Origin of the sequence: Terrisphaera buseokensis (assembly GCF_047521145.2) — a bacterium.
GTDB lineage: Bacteria > Verrucomicrobiota > Verrucomicrobiia > Opitutales > Opitutaceae > ER46.
Genome location: NZ_CM134186.1, coordinates 4,310,718 through 4,333,484 on the forward strand (window position 1 = coordinate 4,310,718; position 22,767 = coordinate 4,333,484).

Annotated in this window: 17 protein-coding genes; 9 read left to right on the forward strand and 8 right to left on the reverse strand. The window is 65.6% G+C overall.

Annotated elements, in window-relative coordinates:
* Window positions 1-255: 255 nt before the first annotated feature.
* Entirely contained in the window at window positions 256-1,776 is a 1,521-nt protein-coding gene (gene xylB, locus ACLJEU_RS16165; protein WP_414660483.1) for a xylulokinase, read from the reverse strand.
* A gap of 265 nt (window positions 1,777-2,041) precedes the next feature.
* On the opposite strand from xylB, the gene ACLJEU_RS16170 reads away from it, so the two are divergent.
* Window positions 2,042-3,448 carry a GntP family permease gene (locus ACLJEU_RS16170; protein WP_414660482.1) on the forward strand — a complete coding sequence of 469 codons (1,407 nt, stop codon included), beginning with the start codon at window positions 2,042-2,044 and terminating at the stop codon, window positions 3,446-3,448.
* Window positions 3,449-3,473: 25 nt separating this feature from the next.
* On the opposite strand, the gene ACLJEU_RS16175 is transcribed toward ACLJEU_RS16170, so the two are convergent.
* Together ACLJEU_RS16175 and ACLJEU_RS16180 are read right to left on the reverse strand one after the other, a co-directional pair.
* On the reverse strand, window positions 3,474-4,391 hold the full coding sequence (locus ACLJEU_RS16175) for a fused MFS/spermidine synthase (protein ID WP_414660481.1): 918 nt from the start codon (window positions 4,389-4,391) through the stop codon (window positions 3,474-3,476).
* Entirely contained in the window at window positions 4,388-4,993 is a 606-nt protein-coding gene (locus ACLJEU_RS16180; protein WP_414660480.1) for a fused MFS/spermidine synthase, read from the reverse strand. Before ACLJEU_RS16180 ends, ACLJEU_RS16175 begins: the two co-directional genes overlap by 4 nt.
* A 95-nt stretch (window positions 4,994-5,088) precedes the next feature.
* Between ACLJEU_RS16180 and ACLJEU_RS16185 the strand changes: the two genes are divergently transcribed.
* Window positions 5,089-5,946 carry a cupin domain-containing protein gene (locus tag ACLJEU_RS16185; protein WP_414660479.1) on the forward strand — a complete coding sequence of 286 codons (858 nt, stop codon included), beginning with the start codon at window positions 5,089-5,091 and terminating at the stop codon, window positions 5,944-5,946.
* Between the two features lie 189 nt (window positions 5,947-6,135).
* Window positions 6,136-7,032 (forward strand): EamA family transporter, encoded by an 897-nt coding sequence (locus tag ACLJEU_RS16190; protein ID WP_414660478.1) that lies wholly within the window; start codon window positions 6,136-6,138, stop codon window positions 7,030-7,032.
* A gap of 43 nt (window positions 7,033-7,075) precedes the next feature.
* Here the strand turns inward: ACLJEU_RS16190 and ACLJEU_RS16195 are convergent, their stop codons facing one another.
* Together ACLJEU_RS16195 and pelA are read right to left on the reverse strand one after the other, a co-directional pair.
* On the reverse strand, window positions 7,076-7,624 hold the full coding sequence (locus tag ACLJEU_RS16195) for a hypothetical protein (protein WP_414660477.1): 549 nt from the start codon (window positions 7,622-7,624) through the stop codon (window positions 7,076-7,078).
* 68 nt (window positions 7,625-7,692) lie between these two features.
* Window positions 7,693-8,865, reverse strand: coding sequence for a pectate lyase (gene pelA / locus ACLJEU_RS16200; RefSeq protein ID WP_414660476.1), 1,173 nt, complete (start codon window positions 8,863-8,865; stop codon window positions 7,693-7,695).
* 165 nt (window positions 8,866-9,030) lie between these two features.
* On the opposite strand from pelA, the gene ACLJEU_RS16205 reads away from it, so the two are divergent.
* The 4 genes from ACLJEU_RS16205 (at window position 9,031) to ACLJEU_RS16220 (ending at window position 14,470) form a co-directional block, all read left to right on the forward strand.
* On the forward strand, window positions 9,031-11,328 hold the full coding sequence (locus ACLJEU_RS16205; protein WP_414660475.1) for an NADP-dependent isocitrate dehydrogenase: 2,298 nt from the start codon (window positions 9,031-9,033) through the stop codon (window positions 11,326-11,328).
* A gap of 288 nt (window positions 11,329-11,616) precedes the next feature.
* Window positions 11,617-12,867 (forward strand): DEAD/DEAH box helicase, encoded by a 1,251-nt coding sequence (locus ACLJEU_RS16210; protein ID WP_414660474.1) that lies wholly within the window; start codon window positions 11,617-11,619, stop codon window positions 12,865-12,867.
* A gap of 179 nt (window positions 12,868-13,046) precedes the next feature.
* Window positions 13,047-14,156, forward strand: coding sequence for a 16S rRNA (cytosine(1402)-N(4))-methyltransferase RsmH (gene rsmH, locus ACLJEU_RS16215; RefSeq protein WP_414660473.1), 1,110 nt, complete (start codon window positions 13,047-13,049; stop codon window positions 14,154-14,156).
* 65 nt (window positions 14,157-14,221) lie between these two features.
* Window positions 14,222-14,470 carry a hypothetical protein gene (locus tag ACLJEU_RS16220; protein WP_414660472.1) on the forward strand — a complete coding sequence of 83 codons (249 nt, stop codon included), beginning with the start codon at window positions 14,222-14,224 and terminating at the stop codon, window positions 14,468-14,470.
* A gap of 176 nt (window positions 14,471-14,646) precedes the next feature.
* On the opposite strand, the gene ACLJEU_RS16225 is transcribed toward ACLJEU_RS16220, so the two are convergent.
* On the reverse strand, window positions 14,647-15,729 hold the full coding sequence (locus tag ACLJEU_RS16225; RefSeq protein ID WP_414660471.1) for an alkene reductase: 1,083 nt from the start codon (window positions 15,727-15,729) through the stop codon (window positions 14,647-14,649).
* Window positions 15,730-15,898: 169 nt separating this feature from the next.
* On the opposite strand from ACLJEU_RS16225, the gene tgt reads away from it, so the two are divergent.
* Together tgt and ACLJEU_RS16235 are read left to right on the forward strand one after the other, a co-directional pair.
* Entirely contained in the window at window positions 15,899-17,947 is a 2,049-nt protein-coding gene (gene tgt, locus ACLJEU_RS16230; protein ID WP_414660470.1) for a tRNA guanosine(34) transglycosylase Tgt, read from the forward strand.
* Between the two features lie 219 nt (window positions 17,948-18,166).
* Entirely contained in the window at window positions 18,167-19,018 is an 852-nt protein-coding gene (locus ACLJEU_RS16235) for a formylglycine-generating enzyme family protein (RefSeq protein WP_414660469.1), read from the forward strand.
* A gap of 12 nt (window positions 19,019-19,030) precedes the next feature.
* On the opposite strand, the gene ACLJEU_RS16240 is transcribed toward ACLJEU_RS16235, so the two are convergent.
* Together ACLJEU_RS16240 and ACLJEU_RS16245 are read right to left on the reverse strand one after the other, a co-directional pair.
* Complete coding sequence (locus ACLJEU_RS16240) at window positions 19,031-22,171, reverse strand: TonB-dependent receptor plug domain-containing protein (protein WP_414660468.1); 3,141 nt, start codon at window positions 22,169-22,171, stop codon at window positions 19,031-19,033.
* 189 nt (window positions 22,172-22,360) lie between these two features.
* A complete protein-coding gene (locus ACLJEU_RS16245; protein ID WP_414660467.1) occupies window positions 22,361-22,729 on the reverse strand; it encodes a VOC family protein in 369 nt (122 codons plus the stop codon).
* Window positions 22,730-22,767 lie beyond the last annotated feature (38 nt).

Sequence of the window (22,767 nt, forward strand, 5' to 3'; positions counted from 1 at the left end):
GGCTTGCCCGCAAGCCTCCGGGTTCAGCGTTATACCAATTGCCCTTTGCCTTTGGACTTTGGCCGTGGCTACGAGCGCCAGCGAGTGGCAGAACGACCACCCGCTGGCGCTCGTAGCCACGATCGATCCAGAAGTCCAAAAGCAAGGAGCGATTGGTACTACGACTCTCATCAAGTGGCGCGTTGGGGACAACGCGCCCTACCTTTTTCGACCTGCCTTGAGAGGCAGGCGCGACGCCTGCGCTCCCGGGGGATATCAACCCAATTGCAACGCCCGGTGCCGCGCGAAGACGCCGCGCAGCGCGCCGCTGAGTTCGTCCTGCAGCGCCTGCAGCTCGCGATAACGCGCAACGTTGGCCTTGTTCGGCAGACAACGGGTCGCTTCGTTGAGCGCCACGATGCCTGCGGTGAAATCCGTGAGCCGCGCCTTCGGCTGACCCGAACGTCGAGCGACGCACCACGCCGCCTGCAACGCGCCGCCCAGCGCCGCGCCCTCGTCCTCCTTCATCCCGACCACGGGCACGCCAAACACATCGGCCATGATCTGGCGCCAGGCGGCCGACTTGGCGCCGCCGCCCGTGACGCGAATCTCCTTCGCCTTCACGCCGAGCTCCGCCAGCCGGCGCAGCCCGTAGTTCATGCCGAGCGTCACGCCTTCCATCGCCGCGCGCGCCATTGCACCCCGATTCAACGAACCCTGGTTGAGTCCGAGCAGCGCGCCGGTGCCGTCCGGCACATTCGGCGTGCGTTCACCCGCGAAATACGGGAGCAGCACGAGTCCGTTCGCCCCGACCGGCGCGCTCGTCACCGCGGCTTCGAGGCCGGCGTGATCGACGCCAAACAGCGTGCGCACCTGTTCGGTCACGGTCGTGACGTTCATCGTGCAGAGCAGCGGCAGCCAGCCGCCGGTTGATGAACAAAAGGCTGCGATCTCACCCTGCGGATCGACGACCGGCTGATTGGCAAACGCGTAGATCGTTCCGCTCGTGCCGAAGCTCGCCGAGATCACGCCGGGCGACACGTTACCGGTGCCGATCGCGCCCATCATGTTGTCGCCGCCGCCCGCGCTGACGACGACATCGGTTGAAAGTCCGTAACGCGCCGCAAGCTCGGGCCGCAGCGTGCCGGCCGCTTCATGTGACTCGCTCAACGGCGGCAGCCAGTCACCGAGATTGCGATCGATCGCCGCAATCGCATCGCGCGACCACGCACGCTTCCGCACGTCCATCAACGCGGTGCCGCTGGCGTCACCGCACTCCATGAAGTAATTCCCGGTCAGGTGAAAGTTCAGGTAGTCATGGGGCAGCAGCACATGACGCAGCCGCTTGTAATTCGCCGGCTCGTGGCGCTTCAGCCAGAGAATCTTCGGCGCAGTGAAGCCCGGCAGGATCAGGTTGCCGGTCTTGCGCACGGCCGCCTTCGGGCCGCCGAGCTTCTTTGTGATGAGCGCGCATTCGGCCGTCGTGCTGGTGTCGCACCACAACTTCGCCGGCCGAATCACCCGGCCGCCGGCGTCGAGCGGCACGAAACCGTGCTGCTGACCTGAAACGCCGATGCCGCGCACGCGCGAGGCATCGACCTTCGCGACGACCTCGAGGATCACCTGATCGAGCGCGGCGACCCATGCTTCCGGCTGCTGCTCCATGTGCCCGACCGGCAGGCCGCTGATGAGGGCGTGCGGGGCGCGGGCTTCCGCGATGACGACGCGGGTGTCGAGGTCGAGGACGACCGCCTTGACGCTTTGGGTGCCGGAATCGATGCCGATGAAGAGGGACATGAGAGTGGAAGCAGGAAGCGAGGAAACGCGGAGAAAGGAGGACACCTTCATGGATGCCCCGGTGGCTGCTTCAAAATAAAAATTCGAAGCCGGCCGGGAAAGACCTTCGCTCGCATTCAGCCTCGACTCCGAGTGCCGCTCCGTTGTCACCGGTCTTGCGCGTCGACGCGGCTGTCATCGTCCGGCTCATGGCTTGCATCGATTCCGAATCCCGGCTGACTCGTGCCCTTCCCCGCCGCCGCACCGGCTCCTGTTCCCATACCCCATGGATCCTTTTCTTCTCCTGCTGATCGGTGTCGTCATTGTCATCGGCGGAATTGTTTTCCTGAAGCTGCACGCGTTCATCGCGCTGTTCGCCGCGGCCATCGTGGTGTCGGCCTTGACGCCAAAGTCGTACATCGAGCAGTCGGTGCTCGCGCAGAAGCGGCCGCAGGCGGAGGCCACGGCCCGCGCCCAGGAACCGTTGGGCGCAAAACTGGCCGCTAAATTCGGCAACACCTGCACCAGTCTCGGTGTGCTCATCGCCATGGCGTCGATCGTCGGCGTGTGTCTGCTGCATAGCGGCGGTGCCGACCGGATCGTGCGAACCACGCTCGGATTTTTCGGTGAGAAACGCTCGCCGTTCGTGTTTGCCACCAGCGGGCTCGTGCTCGGGGTGCCGGTGTTTTTCGACACGGTGTTCCTCCTGCTCATTCCCCTGGCGCGCGCGATGGCGGTGCGCACCGGGAAGAACTACCTGCTCTACGTTCTCGCGATCGCGGTGGGCACGACGATGACGCACTCGCTCGTGCCGCCCACGCCCGGTCCGCTGTTCGCGGCCAACGCCCTCAAGGTCGACCTCGGCACGATGATGGTGGCGGGGCTCATTCTCAGTGCGTTCACCGCCTGCTTCGGCCTCGCCTATGCCTGGTGGGCCAACCGCCGTTGGCCGATTGACGCACGCTCCGGTTCCGATGACGCCACGCTCGCGCCCCAGGTCGAGCGGCCCGATTCCGAGCTTCCCCCGTTCTGGCTCGCGATGGCGCCCATCGTTCTGCCGGTCATCCTGATTTCCGGTTCGACGATCGCGGACATCGTGACGGTGTCGCCGGAGTTGAACCGCTGGATCGATGCCCTCGGGCATCCCAACATCGCCCTCGCGATCGCCGCGGCCATCGCGCTCGCCACCGTCGCCACGCGACCGGGCAGCGATCCGAAAGTGGTGAAATCCACCGTGCAGTCCGCGCTCGCCGATGCGGGCATGATCATTCTCGTGACCGCTGCCGGCGGCGTGTTCGGCGGCGTGCTGCAGGAAACCGGCGTCGGCGAACGCATCCAGGGCCTGGCGCGCGAATATCGCATCGGCGTGCTGCCGCTCGCGTTCATGGTCACCGCCCTGATTCGCACCGCGCAGGGTTCCGCCACCGTGGCCATGGTCACGAGCGTCGGCATTCTCGGCGCGTTCGCCTCGGCCGGCACGCTCGGCTTCCATCCGGTTTATCTCGCGCTGACGATTGGCTGCGCCTCGAAGATCACGCCGTGGATGAACGACAGCGGCTTCTGGGTCGTGTGCAAGACCAGCGGACTCACCGAGCGCGAAACGCTCCGCACGATGTCCGTGATGTTCACCCTCATGGGCATCGTCGGATCGCTGATCGTGATGCTCGCCGCGAAACTGTTTCCGCTCGTCTAGGCCGGTTCTCAGACCCGGCGACCGCTTACTTCTTCCGGTCTGAATTATTCGACTTCAACGCGTCGAGGAATTCGACCGGCGCAAAGTCATCCGTCAGCACGCGGCCGGCCCGAATCTGCGCCACCGGCAACGGCGTATACTCACGTTTGATGCCCTCGAGATCGAGGCGGCCGGCAAACGCGGGATTCGCGAGACTCGACGCCGACACCCACCGCGAGGGATCGGTCATCACCGGTTCGCGATACTTCACCGCGCACGCGATGACGTTGCCGCGACCGCCGACTTCAAAGAGCACGACCTGCGGGAAGACTTTCTGAATCGTCTTCAGATCGGAATAATACAGCTGGCTGGTCGCGTGGAGATTGCTGACGAACACGCCGCGCTCAGTCAGCCGTGCGGCGCACTCGCGGTAGAATTCCTCCGTCTTCAAGTGCGGCGGCACGAACCCGCCGCGAAACGCATCGAGGACCAGCCAGTCCCACTGCTGGCGATCGCGCTTCACGAACATGCGACCGTCCATGATCGTGACCGGCGTCTTCGCCGTCGGCTTGAACTGCATCCGGGATTCACACAACTCGAGCACCTTTGGATCGAGTTCCACGGTCTGTAGCAACGAATCCGGATACGCCGCCATGAACAGACGGTGAAAGCCGGCGCCACCCAGGCCGATCATGAGCACGCGTTCCGGTTTCGGCTGGAGATAGAGCGCGCCGTAGAGCGACCGCGTGTAGTGCACCACGAGTTGCAGCGGATCGCTGAGATCCACGGCCGACTCCAGCGCCTCACTGCCGCGGGCCCGCGCGCGCAACTCAACGATGCTGCCGCGCTTTTCCACCGTCAGGCTGTTGTAGATCGTGTCGAAGTGCTCGACGAAATTGCCCTCGGCGGCAACGCCGGCCGCCGGCAACGCCGCAAGGCCGAGAAGGAAGCGCAGTGATTTCATGAGGAAACAGGAACGCGCAGCAATCGCACGAGGGCCGCGAGACTCAACACCGCGACACCCAGCCACACATACAGCAGAGTCGACACCGGCAGGTGCGGAATGAGCGCAAACGCCGTGAGCATCACGCCCGCGATGTTCCCGAGCGTGCTCACGCCGTAAACGATGCCCGACGCCTTGCCCGGCGGCGTGCCGCGCGACGCCAGGAACTGCACGCACTGCGGACCAAAGAGCGAAAGCGCGGTGACCGGCAGAAAGAAAATGCCCAGACACGACACCAGCAGCGCCGTGCTGACCTCGGGAAACGCTTCCTCGATGTGGCCCAGCATCGCGCGACCATACACAGCCGTGAACGCGAGCGTCACAATCGCAAGAATCGCACCCGCCAACTGACCGCGGCGGCGGGCGTCCGGTGGCAGATTGCTGATCACGCCGCCCACCATCGAGCCGATGCTGAACGCGGCGAGGAACGTGGAGATCAGCCACGCCCACACGATGATCGACGAACCGAAGTGCGGGTTCAGCAGGCGCGAAGCGAGCAGCTGAAAGCCCATGCTTAGGATACCAAGGGTGATTACGACGGCGTAGAAAGCGAAAAGCGTCACAGCGGGGTGGGCACGGTGCGTGGTCGCCTGGGCGATGTCACCTCGAAAGTCCGCATTGCGTCGCCCCGCCGTTCAGACCCATCCTCGCCCACCCCATGAACCCGCGCCGGACGCATTTCGTCACGATCCTTTCCCTGCTGGTCGGGCTGACTACGGCGGCTTTCGCCGCCCAACCCGCTCAGGGTCAAAAACAGGCCAAGCCCATGCTCCGCTCGACCGTCTTCAAATGGGATGACCTCGCGGTAAAGACGACGCCCAACGGCGAGCGGCGCGACGTGGCCAACCATGCCACGCCGACGCTCGACGTTTTCGAATGCCACATCACCACGCTGAATCCCGGCAAGGCGTCGCACGCGCCGCACCGGCATCCGCAGGAGGAATTGATCATCGTCAAGGACGGCACGCTCGAGGTGCACATTAACGGCCAGACGCAGCGCGCCGGAGCCGGTTCGGTTTTCTTCTACGCGTCGAACGACGCCCACGCCGTGACCAATGTCGGCGACACGCGCGCGACCTACTGGGTGATCAATCTGGCTTCGGCCGCGACGCACGACGCGAGCAAGCACAACGCGAAACCGACGCGGACGTCGGCGGTGTTCGACTGGACGAAGATGCCCGTGCAACCGACGAAGGTCGGCGAGCGGCGGGAGGTGTTGAAGGGATCAACCGTCACGCTCGAGAGCCTCACCTGCCACGTCACTTCGGTGCGCGCCGGCGACGCGCTGCACGGGGCGCACCGTCATCCCGATGACGAAATCGTGATCGTGAAGGAAGGCACGATGGAGTTCCTGATCAACGATCAGGTCCAGCAGGCCGGTCCCGGCTCGGTCAGCCTGCTCACGTCGAATGATCTGCACGGCTTCCGCAACGTCGGCACCACACCGGCCGCGTACTACGTGATTCGGCTCGTGACGGCCGCGACGCCGAAAGCGCCGCCGGCGGCCAAGAAATAGCCGGACGTCGACTGAGCGAGTCAGTCACCGATGGATGTAGGCGGGGGGCCCCCAACCCCCTTGAACAGGAGCGCAGGCGTCCCGCCTGCTTCGCTCCGATGCCGGCCGGAGGCCGGCGCTCCCGGGTTCAGGCCGCGCTGTCTCCACGCTTGCGATACCCGCGGCCGGACCGGCACCCTGAACGGTCGCATGCATTGGATCGTCGCCAGTCTCGTATCAGCCTTCTTCCTCGGCTGCTACGATCTGTTTACCAAGCACGCAGTCCGCGACAACGCCGTGTTGCCGGTGCTGTTCTTCGCCAACGTGTGCAGCGCGACGATCTGGCTGGCGCTGATGAGCTTTGCCGCGGCCGCGCCGGGCGTGCTACCGGCGAGCCTGGTCGTGGAGCCGATGACGTTGCACCAACACGGCCAGTTGATCCTGAAGTCCGCCATCGTCGCCACGTCGTGGGTGTGCTCCTACTTCGCGGTCAAGCAACTGCCGGTGTCCATCGCTTCGCCGATCAAGGCGACCGGCCCGATCTGGACCCTTTTCGGCGCCCTGCTCGTGCTGGGCGAACGCCCCTCGTGGCTCGAGATGCTGGGCATCCTGATTACGCTCGGCTCTTTCTTCGGCCTCTCGGTCGCGGGGCGCGCCGAGGGCATTCACTTCCATCGCAACAAATGGATCGGCTGGCTCCTCGCCGGCACGCTCTTCGGCACCGTCAGCGGTCTCTACGACAAATACCTCCTCGGCCACGCGCAGTTCACCGCCTCGACGGTGCAGGCGTGGTTTTCCATCTACCTCGCGCTGCTCTTCCTGCCGCTCGCGATCGGTTGGAAACTCCGCTGGTGGCCGCGGCAGGAGTTTCACTGGCGCTGGAGCGTACCGATGGTCTCGGTCGCGCTGCTCGTCTGTGACTTCATCTACTTCACGGCGCTGCGCGACCCCGAGTCGCTCGTGTCCGTCGTCGCCAGCCTGCGCCGCGGCAGCATCCTCGTCGCGTTCGCCGGCGGCATGCTGCTCTTCGGCGAACTGAACGGACGCAAGAAACTGCCCGCCATCCTCGGCGTGCTCGCCGGCATCATCCTGACCGTCGTCGGGTGAACCCCCCGAAGCCCAACACGAGCGCCTCGGGAGCGCAGGCCTATTACCGACCGCGACCGGGCGTGAACTCCATCCCCTCAATCGCGCCGAGCAGTTGCTGGTACGGCTCTTCCTTGAAACCGTCGGCGAGCATCGTCACATCAATCAACACTTCGGGCGACAGCCGGATTTTCCCCGTGCTCATCACCTTGTAGTTGCCGGGCTGTGACGGTTTGCCGCGCAGTTCCGGGTCGGTGAAGCTGCAGTAGAAACCGTAGCCGCTCCGGAGCAGGAACTCCTTCGCGATCGCCTTGCCCTCCACCGAGCCCTCGGCGGCCGAATACGAATCGGCTTCCACCCGCAGCTTCAGCCGCATCCGCGTGTCGTAGCGATCAACGTCGGGAAATGTCACCGTGATGGTGCACGACGCATTGGTGGATTCCTTCTTCGGCGAGATCGTCAGCGTGTACTGCCCCGCCATGTCGGTCGTCGTCGATTTCCATTCTCCCGGCAGGTATATGACCAATTTGCCGCGCGCGCCAAAATTGAGGGTTTCGACCTGGGCGCAGGCGCAGGCGGCCGAAAGAAGAAAGAAGGTGAGGAGCGTTTTCATCGCGGAGAAAAAAGATTCGGCGCCACTGTACGCACGTCGGACGGTTTCGCTATGAGAAACCGCTCGATCTACCGACGCTTCGCGCGCGCCTCGGCCCATTTCGGATAGTCGCGCTCGATCAGTCGCAGCGGGTTGGTCACGTACCAGCCGGAACCGGTCCGGCGCTCCCGGTCGACCTCGGCCAGCGAATACACTTTCACGCCGTCGCGGCTCGCGAAGATTGGCCGGTCCGTGCCGGGCTCGATCATCCGCGCCCACAGCGGCGGGGCCTTGGCATCCGGCACGACCACGACGTCGAACTCGCTGGTGTGCCGGACAAACTCCACCTTGGGCGCGGGCACGCGCTCCACGCGGATGCCGTCGAGCCGGACCTTTTTCAACCATGTCACCGCAGCTTCCACCGCCGCCACGATCTCCGGAGACGGACGTTCGTCACGCATCAGGAAGCGCACGACCTCGGTCGTATCCGCGGGCGACACACACGGCAGCTCAAACGTCCGCGCGCCGACCGTCTCGAGCGTCGTCTCATCGTGCTGCTGGCCCCAGCCGGTCGGCACTCCACCGGCCTTCACCTGCATGCGCACGAGGCAAGCGGTGCCGCGGGCGACGCCGTCGGCCGCCCGCGCGCGCATCGGCTCATCGAGCCACACAAACTGCGGCGTGCGATCCGCGGCGTTCTTCAGGACGTTGAGGATCCCCATCATCACCCCGTCGTTGAGCGTGATGCGCTTCGCGATGTCCCCCTTCTTCGGCCACCATTGCGGGAAGCCGCCGTTCGGGTGCTGCGATGCCAGCATGAAGGCCAGGCCGCGCACGCACGCCGCGCGGTACGCCTCGTCCCGCGTCGCGACAAACGCCCGCGCGAGGTATTCGACCTGCGGATGCGTGGTGTGGTTGTCGTAACTGGTGTCGGTATTGTCGCGCGTGTCGCGGATCAGCTTCTTCTGCGCCTCGGTCAGCACCGCCAGCATGTCGTAGTCCTTCGGCCACCCGCCATTCGAGCGTTGGAAAAGGAGCAGGTTGCCCGCGATTGCGCGCACGTCGCCCGGCGCGTGCGACGGCTGGTTCGGCTCAGCCTGCATGATTCGCTCCGGTTGCTTGATGCTGCGCCAGTGATGAGCGGAGTCGTTGAAGCCGGAGGTATCGATCGGTGCCGTTGCACTCGCGGCACGCATGACCAGAGGAGCCGACCAGGCTGCAACAACGCCCGCGGCGAGGACCGATTTCAGAAGGGGAATCATGGGGTGGTCGGACCGTAGCGAAGGAATCCATCACGCCAAAACAAAAGCAGCCGGCCGCGGTGTTGGGGCGCGGCTCGTCGCAAGAACCGCGCAGCAATTGCCTTTGACCGTGCCACCCGGGGCGCTTAGCTCGCAGGCTCCCTTTTCCCCCACACTTTCCTCATCATGTCCGCGAAACCGACCATCATCTACACCAAGACCGACGAGGCCCCCGCGCTCGCCACCTATTCCTTTCTGCCGATCGTCCAGGCGTTCACGAAGCACTCGGGCATGGCGGTGGAAACGCGCGACATCTCCCTCGCCGGCCGCATCCTGGCCGCGTTTTCCGATCTCCTGCCGGCCGCGCAACGCGTCCCGGACGCGCTCGCCGAACTCGGTGCGCTCACGCTGAAGCCCGAGGCCAACATCATCAAGCTGCCGAACATCAGCGCATCCGTGCCGCAGCTGAAGGCCGCCGTCGCCGAGTTGCAGGCGAAGGGTTACGCGCTTCCCGATTTCCCCGAGGTGCCGAAGACTGACGCCGAGAAGGATGCCAAGGCGCGTTACACGAAGGTCATGGGCTCGGCGGTGAATCCCGTGCTCCGCGAGGGCAACTCCGACCGCCGTGCGCCGAAGGCAGTCAAGGACTACGCCCGCAAGCACCCGCACTCCATGGGCGCCTGGTCGCCGACGTCGAAGACCTCGGTCGGCACGATGGGCAAGGATGACTTTTTCACCAACGAGAAGTCGGTGACGGTTCCCGCCGACACCGTCGTGCGCATCGAATTCATTCCGGCCGCCCCGCCCGCCGGTGCCACGCCCGAGGCCATCGCGAAGGCCGCGCAGACGATCGTCCTGAAGGAGAAAACGACGCTCAAGGCCGGTGAGATCATCGACGGCACGTTCATGAACCGGAAGGCGCTCGGTGCGTTCTTCGCCCAGCAGATCAACCAGGCGAAGAAAGACGACGTGCTCTTCTCGCTGCATTTGAAGGCCACGATGATGAAGGTCTCCGACCCGATCATCTTCGGCCTCGCGGTCCGTGTGTTCTTCAAGGACCTCTTCACGAAACACGCCGCCACCCTCACGCAGCTGGGCGTCGATCTGAACAACGGCTTCGGCGATCTCCTCGGTAAGATTGCGTCCCTGCCCGAGGCCGAGCGCGCCGTCATCGAAGCCGACATCAAGGCCGTCTTCGCCGCGCGTCCCGCCGTCGCGATGGTCAACTCCGACAAGGGCATCACGAATCTCCACGTCCCGAGCGACGTCATTGTCGACGCCTCGATGCCGGCCATGATCCGCACCTCGGGCCAGATGTGGAATGCCGCTGGCAAGGGCCAGGACACGCTCTGCGTGATTCCGGACAGCAGCTACGCCGGCGTGTACCAGACCACGATCGACTTCTGCAAGAAACACGGCGCCTTCGATCCGAAGACGATGGGCACGGTGCCCAATGTCGGACTGATGGCCCAGGCCGCCGAGGAATACGGCTCCCACAACAAGACCTTCCAGGCCCCGGGCAACGGCACGATCCAGGTCGTCACCGTGCCCGGTGACAAATCTCAGATCTCAGATTTCAAATCTGAAATCCTCCTCTCGCACGCGGTCGAAACCGGTGACATCTGGCGCGCCTGCCAGACGAAGGACGCGCCGGTCCAGGACTGGGTGAAACTCGCCGTGAATCGCGCCCGCCTTTCGAACACGCCCGCGATCTTCTGGCTCGATGAAAAACGCGCGCACGACGCCCAGGTGATCGCCAAGGTGAAGACGTATCTGGCGAAGCATGACACGAACGGCCTCGACATCAAAATCCTCCCGCCGGCCGCCGCCTGCCAGGCCACCCTCGAGCGCCTCAAGGCCGGCCAGGACACGATTTCCGTCACGGGCAATGTGCTCCGCGACTATCTCACCGACCTCTTCCCGATCCTCGAGGTCGGCACGAGCGCGAAGATGCTGTCGATCGTTCCGTTGATGAACGGCGGCGGCCTCTTCGAGACGGGTGCCGGCGGATCCGCGCCGAAGCACGTGCAGCAGTTCACCGAGGAAAACTTCCTGCGCTGGGACTCGCTCGGCGAGTTCTTCGCGCTCGCCGCGTCGTTCGAGCACCTCGGCATCACGCAGAATCACGCCAAAGCCAAAGTGCTCGCTGAAACCCTCGACGAAGCGAACGGCAAGTTCCTCGAGTACGACAAGTCGCCCGCCCGCAAGGTCGGCGCCGGCATCGACAACCGGGGCAGTCATTTCTACCTCGCGCTCTATTGGGCCCAGGCCCTGGCCGCGCAGTCGAAGGATGCCGAGTTGAAGGCACTCTTCACGCCCATCGCGGAGAAACTCACTGCGAACGAAAAGCAGATCGTCGCCGAGATGATCGCCGTGCAGGGCAAGCCGAGCGATATCGGCGGCTACTATCAGCCCGACGACACGAAGGCCAACGCCGCCCTGCGGCCGAGCAAGACACTGAACGACATCCTCGCGACGCTCTGAGCGCAGCGTCGCGTCGACCGGCGAGCACAGCTGAAAACTCCCAAGGCGGGATCCGAGGGATCCCGCCTTTTTCGTGCCCGCGGGTACCGCCACTGCGGCTGGCCTATACCAATCGCTCCTTACTCTTGGACTTCTGGATCGATCGTGGCTACGAGCGCCAGCGAGTGGCCGAACAACCACTCGCTGGCGCTCGTAGCCACGGCTAAAGTCCAAAGGCAAAGAGCGATTGGTATTACGCCGCGATTGCATTCGATTCGACGCGTGAACCGCCGTTAGGATTGCTGGCACATGCCTTTCTCCGCCCTCGGCCTTTCCGAACCGCTGCTGCGCGCCATCGCGGAACGAAAGTACTCCGCGCCAACGCCCATTCAGGCGAGTGCCATTCCCGCGATCCTGCACGGACGCGATGTGTGGGCGTCGGCCCAGACCGGCTCGGGCAAAACCGCCGCCTTTGCGCTTCCGCTCCTGCAACGGCTCAGCGCGGCGCCGCGACGGCCCGGGCGCTTCACGCGCGCGCTGATTCTCGTTCCCACCCGCGAGCTGGCTGCGCAAATCGGTGAGTCGCTGCGCCGCTACGCGCGGTTTCTGCCGGAGCCGCTCAAGACCCTGGTCGTTTATGGCGGCGTCTCAATCAATCCCCAGATGATGGCGCTCGGCGGCGGCGCCGATGTACTCGTGGCCACGCCCGGACGCCTGATCGATCTGCTGGAACACAACGCGGTCTCGCTCTCGGCCGTGAGCCATCTGGTACTCGATGAAGCCGATCGGCTGCTCGATCTCGGGTTCAGCGCCGAACTCGGCCGCATCGTCGCGCTCCTGCCGGAGCAACGGCAGAGCCTCCTTTTTTCGGCCACGTTTCCGGCCGCGGTGGAAGCGCTTGCCACCGGCCTGCTGCGCAATCCGGCGCGCCTCGATGTGCCCGCGGCGCCGGCGACCCAGCCCGACATCGCGCAGCGCGCCATCGAAGTCGACGCCCCGCGCCGGACCCAACTGCTCCGGCAGCTCGTCGAGGACGCCAAGTGGCCGAGCGTGCTGGTGTTCGTCGCCACCAAGTACGCCACGGAACACGTCGCCGACAAACTCCGCCGGGCCGGCCTCAACGCCGACGCCCTGCACGGCGAACTCAGCCAGGGCGCGCGCACCGACGCGCTCGCCGATTTCAAGGCAGGCCGCACGCAGATTCTCGTGGCCACTGATCTCGCGGCGCGCGGCATCGACATCGCGAAGCTTCCGGTCGTGGTGAATTTCGATCTGCCGCGTTCGGCCGACGACTACACGCACCGCATCGGTCGGACCGGACGTGCCGGAGAGACCGGCATCGCGATCAACTTCATCAGCGCCGAGACGCATGCGCACTTCCGGCTGATTGAAAAACGCCACGGCCTCAGCCTGCCGCGCGAACAGATCGCGGGCTTCGAGCCGATCCAGACGGAGGTTCCCGCCCCGCCCACTGGCGGCATCAAGGGGAAACGGCCGAACAAAAAGGATAAACTGCGCGCGGCGGCCGAAGCCCAATCGGCGCGTGTTCCGCGATTCTGATTGCGCGACCCGCGCGGCCCGTCGGTTCACCGCTTCTTCTTCGCGCGCGGTTTCGCCATCGCCAGCTGATACATCGCCGCCACGGCACCGCCCCCGCTGCCGGCATAAAAATCAGGCCAGCTGTGTTCGCCGATGGCGTTTGCCCCCGGACGTCGTTACGAGGTCTGCACCGCTCACGCATGTCCACTCACGAAAACCCGTCCTCCGCCTCGCCGCCGTCTCCTGCTTTGCCCGCGGCGGCACCCTCGATCCACCGCCGCCGGACCCGCTACGCCGGCAAAAACCCGCAGCGTTTCCAGGACAAATACAAGGAGCACAATCCCGAGCGTTACGCAGCCGACGTCGCGAAGGTGATCGCCTCCGGCAAAACGCCGGCCGGCACGCACCGTCCGATCCTGGTCGCGGAGATTCTCACTGTCCTTGCGCTGCAGCCGGGTGAGAGCGCAGTGGACTGCACGCTGGGCTTCGGCGGTCACGCCCAGGAGCTTTTCGCGCGCCTCGCGCCGGGGGGACGTCTGATCGGACTCGACGTCGATCCCGTGGAACACGCCAAGACCACGGCCCGTCTCCGGGCCGACGGTTGGAGCGAGGAGGCGTTCACCGCGGTGCGCTCCAACTTCGCCGGCCTGCCCAAAGTGCTGCAGCAGCTCGGGCTTGATGGCGTCGATGCAATTCTCGCGGACCTCGGCGTCTCGTCGATGCAGCTCGACGATCCGGTGCGCGGTTTCACGTTCAAAACCGACTGCCCGCTCGATCTACGGCTCAATCCCACGCGCGCGCCCTCGGCTGCGGACTGGCTCGCGAGCGTCACGGTCAAGGCGCTGACGACCGCGCTGACCGACAACTCCGACGAACCCCACGCCGTTCTGCTGGCCCGCGCGATCACGACGCAGCAGAGCCAGACGCCGTTCACGCGGACGCTGCAGCTGGCCCGGGCGATCCGGACGATTCTGCATGAACACAATCCGCGCCACGACAACGCGACGGACGACGCCTGCATCCGCCGCGTATTTCAGGCGATCCGGATTGAAGTGAACGACGAATTCGGCGCGCTCGACATGTTCTTGCGTCACCTGCCCTCGTGCCTGAAGGCCGGCGGCCGCGTAGCCATTCTGACGTTTCATTCCGGCGAAGACCGGCGCGTGAAACAGGCGTTTCGCGAGGGCGTGCGGTCGGGGATCTACGCCTCGACCAACGACGACCTCGTGCGGGCTGGTCCGGAGGAACGCCGGGCGAACCCGCGCAGCGTCTCCGCGAAACTCCGCTGGGCCGTGCGGGCGAGCGGCTAGTTCTCGCCCTCGCGGGTGGCCTTTCGCACTTGGCAGGCACCCGTCACCGCGGAACAGTGGCCGCGATGAATTACCGGACCAAGGCGGAGTATTACATTCAAGGCATCACGAAAGGCTTCATCGAAGCCTCCGAAGTGATCGCGTGGGCGGACGAAGTGATCGTCGCCGCGCCGAAGACCGAGGACTGGATGATCGAAATTTCCACCTGCGGCCCCGACGACCGCATGGTCGTGTTGAGTCACCTCAACACCGTGAAGGGCGTGGCGGATCCGATTGAACTCGCCGCTTTGCTGAAGGCCAAGGGTATGGCGTGACGAGTCATTGGGACTAATTCCTGGGACCGCGACCGCCCCCGGTCGCTGCCGGCCGGAAGCGACCGAGGGCGGTCGCGGTCCCAACGGTCACTTCCCAACGGCCACTTCCAACGGTCAGGTCCCCACCGTTCAGGTCCGAACCGGTTACTTCCCAACGGTCACCTCCCACCGACCGCTCAGGCCGCGACGGCCGCCGGATAGTCCGTATAGCCCCGCGCGCCCGGACTGTAGAACGTCTTGCTGTCCGGCTCGACGAACGCCGTACCGGTGCGCACCCGGGCCACGAGATCAGGATTGCTGACGTAGTGATGGCCGAACGCGACCGCTGCGAGCGTGCCCGCCTCGACCGCCTGCGCCGCCTCGGCCGCGGAGTAACCCATGTTGCCGATGAGCGCGCCTTTGAACGCGGCACGCGCCGGCGTAACCACGTCGGCCTTCTGCAGGCCGAAGAAATCGCCGCGCATCACGTGGAGATAGGCAATCCCGCGCCGATTGAGCTCCGTGGCCACGTGACTCGTGATCGCCACCGGATCACTGTCCTTCATGTCATTGTAGCTGTTGAGAGGCGAAATGCGCGCGCCGACCCGGCCCGCGCCCCAGACGGACACGGCGGCGTCGACGGCTTCGAGCAGCAGCCGCGCACGGTTGGCGATTGAGCCGCCATACGGGCCGCTGCGCTGGTTGCTGCCGTCGCGCAGAAATTCATCGAGCAGGTAGCCATTGGCACCGTGGAGCTCGACGCCGTCGAAGCCCGCGAGTTTGGCGTTTTCCGCGCCGTGACGAAAACCGGCGATGATCCCCGGCAACTCGTCATCGCGCAGCTCGCGCGGAATCTCGTACGGCTTCTTGCCCTGCGGCGTGTGCGTCTCGTCATTGGTGATGCGCAGCGGGCTCGGCGCCACCGGTTGCGCACCGCCGTTCAACAGCGAATGACAGGCGCGCCCGCCGTGCCAGAGCTGCGAAAAGATTTTTCCGCCGGCGGCGTGGACGGCGTCGGTGACTTTTTTCCAAGCTGCCACCTGCGCCGCCGAGTAAATGCCCGGTTCGCGTCCGCCGAAGGCGGAATTGCCTTCGATGACCATGGTTGCCTCCGCCACGATGAGCCCGGCGCTGGCGCGCTGGGCGTAATAGGTCGCCATGATGTCAGTCGGCACATGAGCGGCATCGGCCCGGCAGCGCGTGAGCGAGGCCATGACGATGCGATTCGGGAGCGCTAGGGTGCCCAGGGTGACGGGAGTGAAGAGCGAAGCGTGATGCATGGATGGAGACGACAACGAGGCGGAGTGGAAGGTGAAGGGAGCGACGAATTACGGAAACGCAACTCGGGCCGGACGGATAGCCGTCTCAGTGCGGCGCGACGGGCCCGACAAAGAAGCGTCGCATGTGCGCCAAAGTCACAGTGAGATTCCGCTCCCTCCGCACCACGCCATGTCCCGCCTGAATTTCACCCTCGAACGAGAAGCCACCGGCTCCCGCGCCCGCGCGGCCCATTTCCAGACCCTGCACGGCACCGTGCAGACGCCGATCTTCATGCCGGTCGGGACGCAGGCCACGGTGAAGGGCCAGACGATTCACACGCTGAAGGCCACGGGATCGCGCGTGCTGCTCGCGAACACGTTTCACTTGCTGCTGCGCCCGGGCCCGGCGGTGTTCCGCAAGATCGGCGGCATTCACCGGTTCATGAACTGGGACGGCCCCGTGCTGACGGACTCGGGCGGATTTCAGATTTTCTCGTTGCCAGGATCGCGCCGGATGACCGAGGACGGCGCGACGTTTCAGAGTTACGTCGACGGCAACGTGCACCTGCTCTCGCCGGAGACGAGCATCGACATGCAGAAGGCGATCGGCAGCGACATCATGATGGTGCTCGATCAGTGCATCCCGTCGACCGCCCCGCTCGCCGAAGCCGAGGCGGCGATGGAGCTCACGCATCGCTGGGCGCGACGATCGCTCGCGGCTCGCGGCGATTCACCGCAGGCGCTGTTCGGCATCGTGCAGGGCGCGTGCTTCCCTGAGCTGAGAAAACGCAGCGCGGAATTCCTGCGGGAACTGCCTTTCGACGGCCTCGCCATCGGCGGTCTCGCCGTGGGCGAAACGCCGGCGCAACGCTACGAGTTCACCGGCGTGGCCACGTCCCACCTGCCCAAGCATCTGCCGCGCTACCTGATGGGCGTCGGCACGCCGCTCGATATCCTCGAGGCCGTGCATCGGGGCGTCGACATGTTCGACTGCATCATCCCGTCGCAGCTGGCGCAGCGCGGCACGGTGTTCACGTCGCAGGGCCGGCTGCACATCCGACGCGCGGTGTACAAATTCTCCGAGGAACCGCTTGATCCCACGTGCACCTGCCAGGCGTGCCGCGAACACTCGCGCGCGTACCTGCATCACCTCGTGAAGTCCGACGAACTGCTCGGCTGGCACCTGCTTTCGATTCACAATCTGACGTTCTATCACGATCTCATGCGAACGATGCGGGCGAGCATTCTGGCCGACGCGTTCCTTCCGTTCTACGAACGCATGCGGCGGGAGCTCGCCCGGACCGACGAGCTCAATCCCAGCGTGAAACCGAAGCCGGCGCAGGAATTTCGTTACCCGCGGCTCGGTGACTACGAGATTCATCCAGGGCCGGGCGGCTTCAACAGCGTCCGTCAGATCAGCTCGGGCGAGGTCATGCATTCGATCAATCAGCCCGACGAGGAAGCCAACCGGCTCTACGTCGAGCAGTCAGCGTTGGCCGAGCGCCTCACGACCGGCGAAGCGACCACCGCCGAACTGGTCGTGTGGGACGTCGGGCTCGGTGCCGCGACCAACGCCATGGCCGTGCTGCGCTGCTTCGAACGCTGCCATACCGAAGCCGCCGGACGCCCGCTCCGCCCGCTGCGGCTCGTCAGCTTCGAGTGTGACCTCGATCCGCTGCGCCTCGCCGCCAGCAAGGCCGGCTATTTTCCACACGTGCGGCACGGTGCGCCCCAAGCCATCCTGAACCGGGGCGAATGGTCGCATCGGTCGGGCGGGATGCACTGGGAGTTGCTGCACGGAGATTTTCTCGCGCTCTTCGGCACCGCCCGGCCGCCGGACCTGATCTTCTACGATCCCTTCTCCTTTAAAACGGATTCGGCATTGTGGACCGTGGAGACCTTCACGCGGCTCATCGCCGCCTGCGCTTCAAAGCCGGCGGAACTCTACACCTATTCCGCCGCCACCGCGGCGCGGGTGGCTTTGCTGAGCGCCGGCTTCTTTGTCGGCGAAGGCGTGGGCACCGGACCAAAGGCGGACACGACCATCGCGTTCACCCGGGCCGACGGCGCCCGGCTCCATCCCCGCGGGCCCCAATTGCTGGGCGAGAAGTGGCTGACGCGATGGCGACGGAGCAGTTCGAAGGCGCCGGCAACGCTGTCGCCGGAAGCACGCCTCGAATTCGAGCAGCGAATCGAGCGGCACCCGCAGTTTATCCCGCTCAGCCCCGCGACGATCTAGCGCGGCCAAGGACGATCGGGAGCGCAGGCGTCCCGCCTGCGCTCCCGGGGCACGTCGACGACAGCGAAGCAACAATCCACCAGCTTTCGCCAAAAAACGCCGTGCCGCGATCGCCTGGAATCGGCACACTCTGCTGCGTCGCCTGCATCGCAAACCCCACCCTGCCGCCTGCCTCGTTCGAGGCGGAAGGAGTTTTTCACGCGGGCATCCTTCCATTCCATGAGATTCGCTGCCCTGGTTCCTCTCGCCGCCGCCCTCCTGCGTCTGTCCCGACCGTTCAGTCTCAGTCTGCTGCTCTGCGGAATCACGACCGCGCCCCTTCGCGCCGCCGCGTCTGCTCCCGCCCCCGTCGAATCCCGTGAACGTGTCATCGCCGATCTCGACCTGGTGCTGATCCGCATCGAACCCGGCACGTTTACCATGGGTAGCGCTGCGGAGGAACCGGAGCGCAACAAGGCGGAGGCACCGCGGATGTTGGTGACGCTCACGCAGCCGTTCTGGCTCGGACGGACCGAGGTGACCCAGGCGCAGTACGAGGCGATCGCCGGCGCGAATCCCAGCACGTTCAGCACCGCCGGGAAAACCCATCCCGTCGAGCGCGTGTCGTGGATCGATGCGATGGCGTTCTGCCGCAAGCTGACCGAACGGGAGCGCGCGGCCGGCCGGCTCTCCGCGCAGGAAGCCTACACCCTCCCGACCGAGGCGCAGTGGGAGTACGCCTGCCGCGCCGGCACCACCGGCGCGTATCCGGGCGAGCCTGACGCGATGGCGTGGCACAGCGGCAACAGCGACGGCACCACGCATGCCGTGGGTCTCAAGCGGCCGAACGCCTGGGGCCTGCACGACATGACCGGCAATGTACTCGAATGGTGTTACGACTGGTACGGCAACTACCCGGGCGGCACGGTCACCGACCCGACGGGCCCCGAACGCGGCTACTACCGCATGGCGCGCGGCGGCAGCTGGCGCACCGGCGCGCAGCTCGGCCGCTCCGCCGCCCGCGGCGGCGGTTCGCCAGGACGGCTCGACTACACCATCGGCTTCCGCCTCGCGCTCTGCGCGGTGCGCTAGCCGCGAGCGGACTCAAAACGCCCGCGTCAGCTCGAGCGTCCAGGTGCGGCCGACGGCCAGAGAGCCGGTGACCGACGGGCTGTATCCGAACTGGCCTGACGCCACGGGCGGCGTCGCGTCCGCAAGATTGACGACGCCCAGCCGGACCCGCGTCTGCCGCAACCACCAGCGCGCTTCGGCGCCGAAGCGATAGCCGACCGAGGTGTTGAAGGTGATCGAATCGTGCATGCGGTAACGGTACACGAAGCGCCCCTCGGTGAAGTGCCGCGCGATGTAGGCCGGCTGGCCCAGCGAATCGTAGACCGCCTGGGTCGTGGTCGCGCCGGAATCCTGCGTGGCGCCCGCATAGTAGGCGCCCAACGAGCCGGACCAGCTGCCGTTGCGCCACGCCACCGTGCTGGTGCCGCGCCAGCGCGCCGCGCCGTTCACATTGACGTTGTCGGTCGTGATCGGCGCCACGTTCGTCGGCAGCGTCGTGGTGCGCGACTTGGTCAGGTACGACCAGTCGGAGTTGAGCGTCACGTATCCGATCCTCAACTTCGGCAGCACGTAGCTCAGGCCGAGGTCGACGCCCTCGTCGTGGCTGCTCGCGAGATTGAGGAACGGCGTGTTGTTGGAAAAGATCCGCCCGGCGACGGCCTGCGGGTTGCCGGGATTCGCGGCGTTGTACGCAGCGAAGGCGGCGATATCCGCCGCGGTGGGCGCGAGGCGGACGATGTCCTGATCGCCCTTGTAGGCGCTCGTGCCGCTGCCGAGATCGATCGAACCCACGGGACGGCCCGCGGCGATCTGTTCCTTCACGTAGGTTTGCAGCAGCGCGGTATCGCTCGCGAACACCTGCGCCGAACTCCGCTGCCCGAGCAGGTTGACCCGCCGAATCTGCCAGTAGTCGGCCGTAATGCTGAGACCCTTCACGCCGGGAACATCGATCACGACGCCGGCCGTCTTGCCCTTCGACTCGGACGCTTTCAACGACGCGTTGCCGCCAAAATAATTCCGCTGCACGTAAGGACCCTCGTTCGTCACCGGATTGCGGTAAATGTCGATGTCGCCCGCGCCCGCGGTGATGCTCCAGCGCGGACTGGTGTAGAGCGCCGCGAGGCTGGGCGCCATGAAGCCCTCGTTGTACGAGCCGCGCACCATGACCTGCTGGACCGGACGCCAGTTGACGCCGAACTTGGGCTTCGTGGTGTCGCCGAAATCGCTGTAATGCTCGCGCCGGCCCGACGCCGTCAGCTCGAGCGTCTGCGCGAACGGAATCCGGTTCTTCGGGCTCACGAGGGGCACCACCACCTCGGCGTAGTAGCTCGTCACCTTGCGATCGCCGCGGACGTCGGGCCGGGGCGGGTGCAGCAGGAAATCGTTGTTCAACGGATCGAGGCCGGAGCCCGCGGGATTCTCACCGCTGAACGGAGGCCGCAGGTCCTTGAGATCCTCTGCGCGGTGTTCGGCGCCAACGGCCGCCCGAACCTCGCCGCTCCACAGCGTGAACAACCGGCCGGTGGCGCGGGCGTCGGCACTCGCGATGTAGCTCTGGGCGTTGCGCGCAAACGTCTTTGCGAAAGCCGAGACCACGGACGCGGGATTCTTGTAGGGCTGGTCGGCCACCACCGCGTTGCCCTGCACCCGGAACGTGTAACCAAACGGGTTATACGCCGAGGCGTCGGTCCGCTGAAGGGTCTGCTGAAACAGGCTCTCGCGCACATCGTTGTTCGCCGCATCGTCACCGCGCGCCCGGTTGTAGAAACCCGCCACTTCCCAGGTCCAGCTGTCGGCGATCTTCCCCTTCAGGCCGGCGGTGATGCGCACGACGTTCGCATCGGTCTTGATCTCCTCCACCGGCAGGTCCTGCAGCGTCAGCGACACCAGGCTCACCGTGCGGGGCGCCCCGGTCAGACGCGGCGTGCCGTCGGCGTTCGGCGCGCCGGCCGCGTCGTAGAAGCGCGAGCCATACGGATTGTAGGGATTGCCGATGGCGAGCACGGCCAGCTGATCGGTCGTGGGCGCGTTCAACGCGAGTGGCTGGCGCACCATCGTCGACTTCGACTTGTAGTAGGACAGATCCGCAAATGCCGTGATTTCCTTGGTGAGATCGAATTCAGCCGAGAAAAACGAGTTGAAGCGGTTGGCCCGCGGCTGGGCCATGCTGAGTTCATTGAGATCGAGATAGAACTCCGGATTGGCCGGCCGCGTCGGAGCCACGGTGGTGAGCGCGGGCGCGCCGTTCACGATCCGGAAGTAGTTGTTCGCCGTGCTCGTGCCGACGAGGAACGTCGGATAACGGCCGCGCGGCGTGCGGGCGTCGAACGCGCCGCCGAGCGCGTTGAAGGGCGCGGGCACCCGGGACGTGACGTTCGACGACGCGGAAAACTCCCGGTCCCGCAGATAAATCGCTTCACGATACAAATACTCCACCGTCCCGAGAATCCGCCCGCGCCCCGAAGCAAAGGGCTGGCCGAAGGTGAACGAGGCCTGGCTGTACTGGCCGCCCTTGCCCTCGGGGACACCGTAACGGAGCGTCGCTTCCGCGCCGCGAAAATCCCGCCGCATCACGTAATTCACGACGCCGCCGACGGCGTCGGATCCATAGATCGCGGACGCGCCGTCGCGCAGCACCTCGACGCGTTCGACGCCCTGCGTGGGCAGCTGGTTCACGTTCACCGCCTGTGAAAGGCCCGCGGTCATCGGGTTCACCGCCATGCGGCGGCCGTTGATCAGGATCAGCGTGCCCGTCGCGCCGAGGTTGCGGAGATTGATGTTGGCGTTGTCGCCGCGCGCGCCCGAGGACCCGGTGCGGGTTTCGTTTTCGGGCAGGCTGGTCAATTGCGGCAACGAGGTCAGCATGTCGACCGGCGTGAAGGCATTGCGGGCGGTCATCGCCTCGAAGCCCAGCACGGTCACCGGCACGATCTTCTCCATGTCGAGGCGTTTGATGTTCGATCCCGTGACCACGAAGCTCTGGAGCGCGACGACTTCCTCTTTCGTCGGTCCTTTCGCGGCGTTAGCGGCGGCCGCGGGCGTCACCACGGATTCAGCCGCCGTCAGCGTGAGCAGAGGCAGCAGGAAGAATCCGGCACCGAGCGCGCGGCGGGCGGTGGCAGGAACAAGGCGGGCAGAACGCGTGGGCAAATCGCACATGGGCAGGGAGGGCATGACGGTTGAACGGACCAATTTCATCATGCCAACGCCGTGTGACGGAGCCGTGACCGCCGGGTGACGCTGGCGTGAAGAAGCGAGGGGTTTCGCTTGGGGTGGAGTAACGGGGTACCCGGAGGAGGAACCTGCGCCCCACGGCTTTCAAGCCTTTCGATCGCAACCGTCGGCGCGTACGCCGCCGCACCCTTACTCGTCCTGCGGTTCCCACAGGCCGATGATCGCGCCTGTAGGATCTTCAATGATGCTCAGCCAGCCCATCCCTTCCACCTCCGTCACGGGCTTCATGATTTTGCCGCCGAGTTTATTCGCCTTCTTCGTCGCCGCGTCGATGTCGGTCACGAGGACGTACGGCATCCACGCCGATCCCGCGCCGGGGATCATCTGTTTCATCATGCCGCCGCCCGTGCCATCGCCGACCTGAATGGCGGTGTACTTGCCGCCCGGCGTCGCCATCGGCAGATCCGCGAGCTTCCATTTGAACAGCTTCGAGTAAAAGGCCTTCGCCTTCGGGACGCTGGTGGTGCTGAGTTCGACGTGAACGAAGGGATTGGCCATGGGAAATGGGATTGAGGGTGACCCGACGCAGTGACGAC

What these genes read in the sequence shown, in the direction of transcription:
- ACLJEU_RS16170 (WP_414660482.1), top strand. Translation starts at nt 2,042, where the DNA reads ATGGATCCTTTTCTTCTCCTGCTGATCGGTGTCGTCATTGTCATCGGC.
- ACLJEU_RS16235 (WP_414660469.1), top strand. Translation starts at nt 18,167, where the DNA reads ATGAGATTCGCTGCCCTGGTTCCTCTCGCCGCCGCCCTCCTGCGTCTG.
- rsmH (WP_414660473.1), top strand. Translation starts at nt 13,047, where the DNA reads ATGTCCACTCACGAAAACCCGTCCTCCGCCTCGCCGCCGTCTCCTGCT.
- ACLJEU_RS16245 (WP_414660467.1), bottom strand. Translation starts at nt 22,729, where the DNA reads ATGGCCAATCCCTTCGTTCACGTCGAACTCAGCACCACCAGCGTCCCG.
- ACLJEU_RS16220 (WP_414660472.1), top strand. Translation starts at nt 14,222, where the DNA reads ATGAATTACCGGACCAAGGCGGAGTATTACATTCAAGGCATCACGAAA.
- xylB (WP_414660483.1), bottom strand. Translation starts at nt 1,776, where the DNA reads ATGTCCCTCTTCATCGGCATCGATTCCGGCACCCAAAGCGTCAAGGCG.
- ACLJEU_RS16190 (WP_414660478.1), top strand. Translation starts at nt 6,136, where the DNA reads ATGCATTGGATCGTCGCCAGTCTCGTATCAGCCTTCTTCCTCGGCTGC.
- ACLJEU_RS16185 (WP_414660479.1), top strand. Translation starts at nt 5,089, where the DNA reads ATGAACCCGCGCCGGACGCATTTCGTCACGATCCTTTCCCTGCTGGTC.
- ACLJEU_RS16210 (WP_414660474.1), top strand. Translation starts at nt 11,617, where the DNA reads ATGCCTTTCTCCGCCCTCGGCCTTTCCGAACCGCTGCTGCGCGCCATC.
- ACLJEU_RS16225 (WP_414660471.1), bottom strand. Translation starts at nt 15,729, where the DNA reads ATGCATCACGCTTCGCTCTTCACTCCCGTCACCCTGGGCACCCTAGCG.
- tgt (WP_414660470.1), top strand. Translation starts at nt 15,899, where the DNA reads ATGTCCCGCCTGAATTTCACCCTCGAACGAGAAGCCACCGGCTCCCGC.
- pelA (WP_414660476.1), bottom strand. Translation starts at nt 8,865, where the DNA reads ATGATTCCCCTTCTGAAATCGGTCCTCGCCGCGGGCGTTGTTGCAGCC.
- ACLJEU_RS16175 (WP_414660481.1), bottom strand. Translation starts at nt 4,391, where the DNA reads ATGAAATCACTGCGCTTCCTTCTCGGCCTTGCGGCGTTGCCGGCGGCC.
- ACLJEU_RS16195 (WP_414660477.1), bottom strand. Translation starts at nt 7,624, where the DNA reads ATGAAAACGCTCCTCACCTTCTTTCTTCTTTCGGCCGCCTGCGCCTGC.
- ACLJEU_RS16205 (WP_414660475.1), top strand. Translation starts at nt 9,031, where the DNA reads ATGTCCGCGAAACCGACCATCATCTACACCAAGACCGACGAGGCCCCC.
- ACLJEU_RS16240 (WP_414660468.1), bottom strand. Translation starts at nt 22,171, where the DNA reads ATGCCCTCCCTGCCCATGTGCGATTTGCCCACGCGTTCTGCCCGCCTT.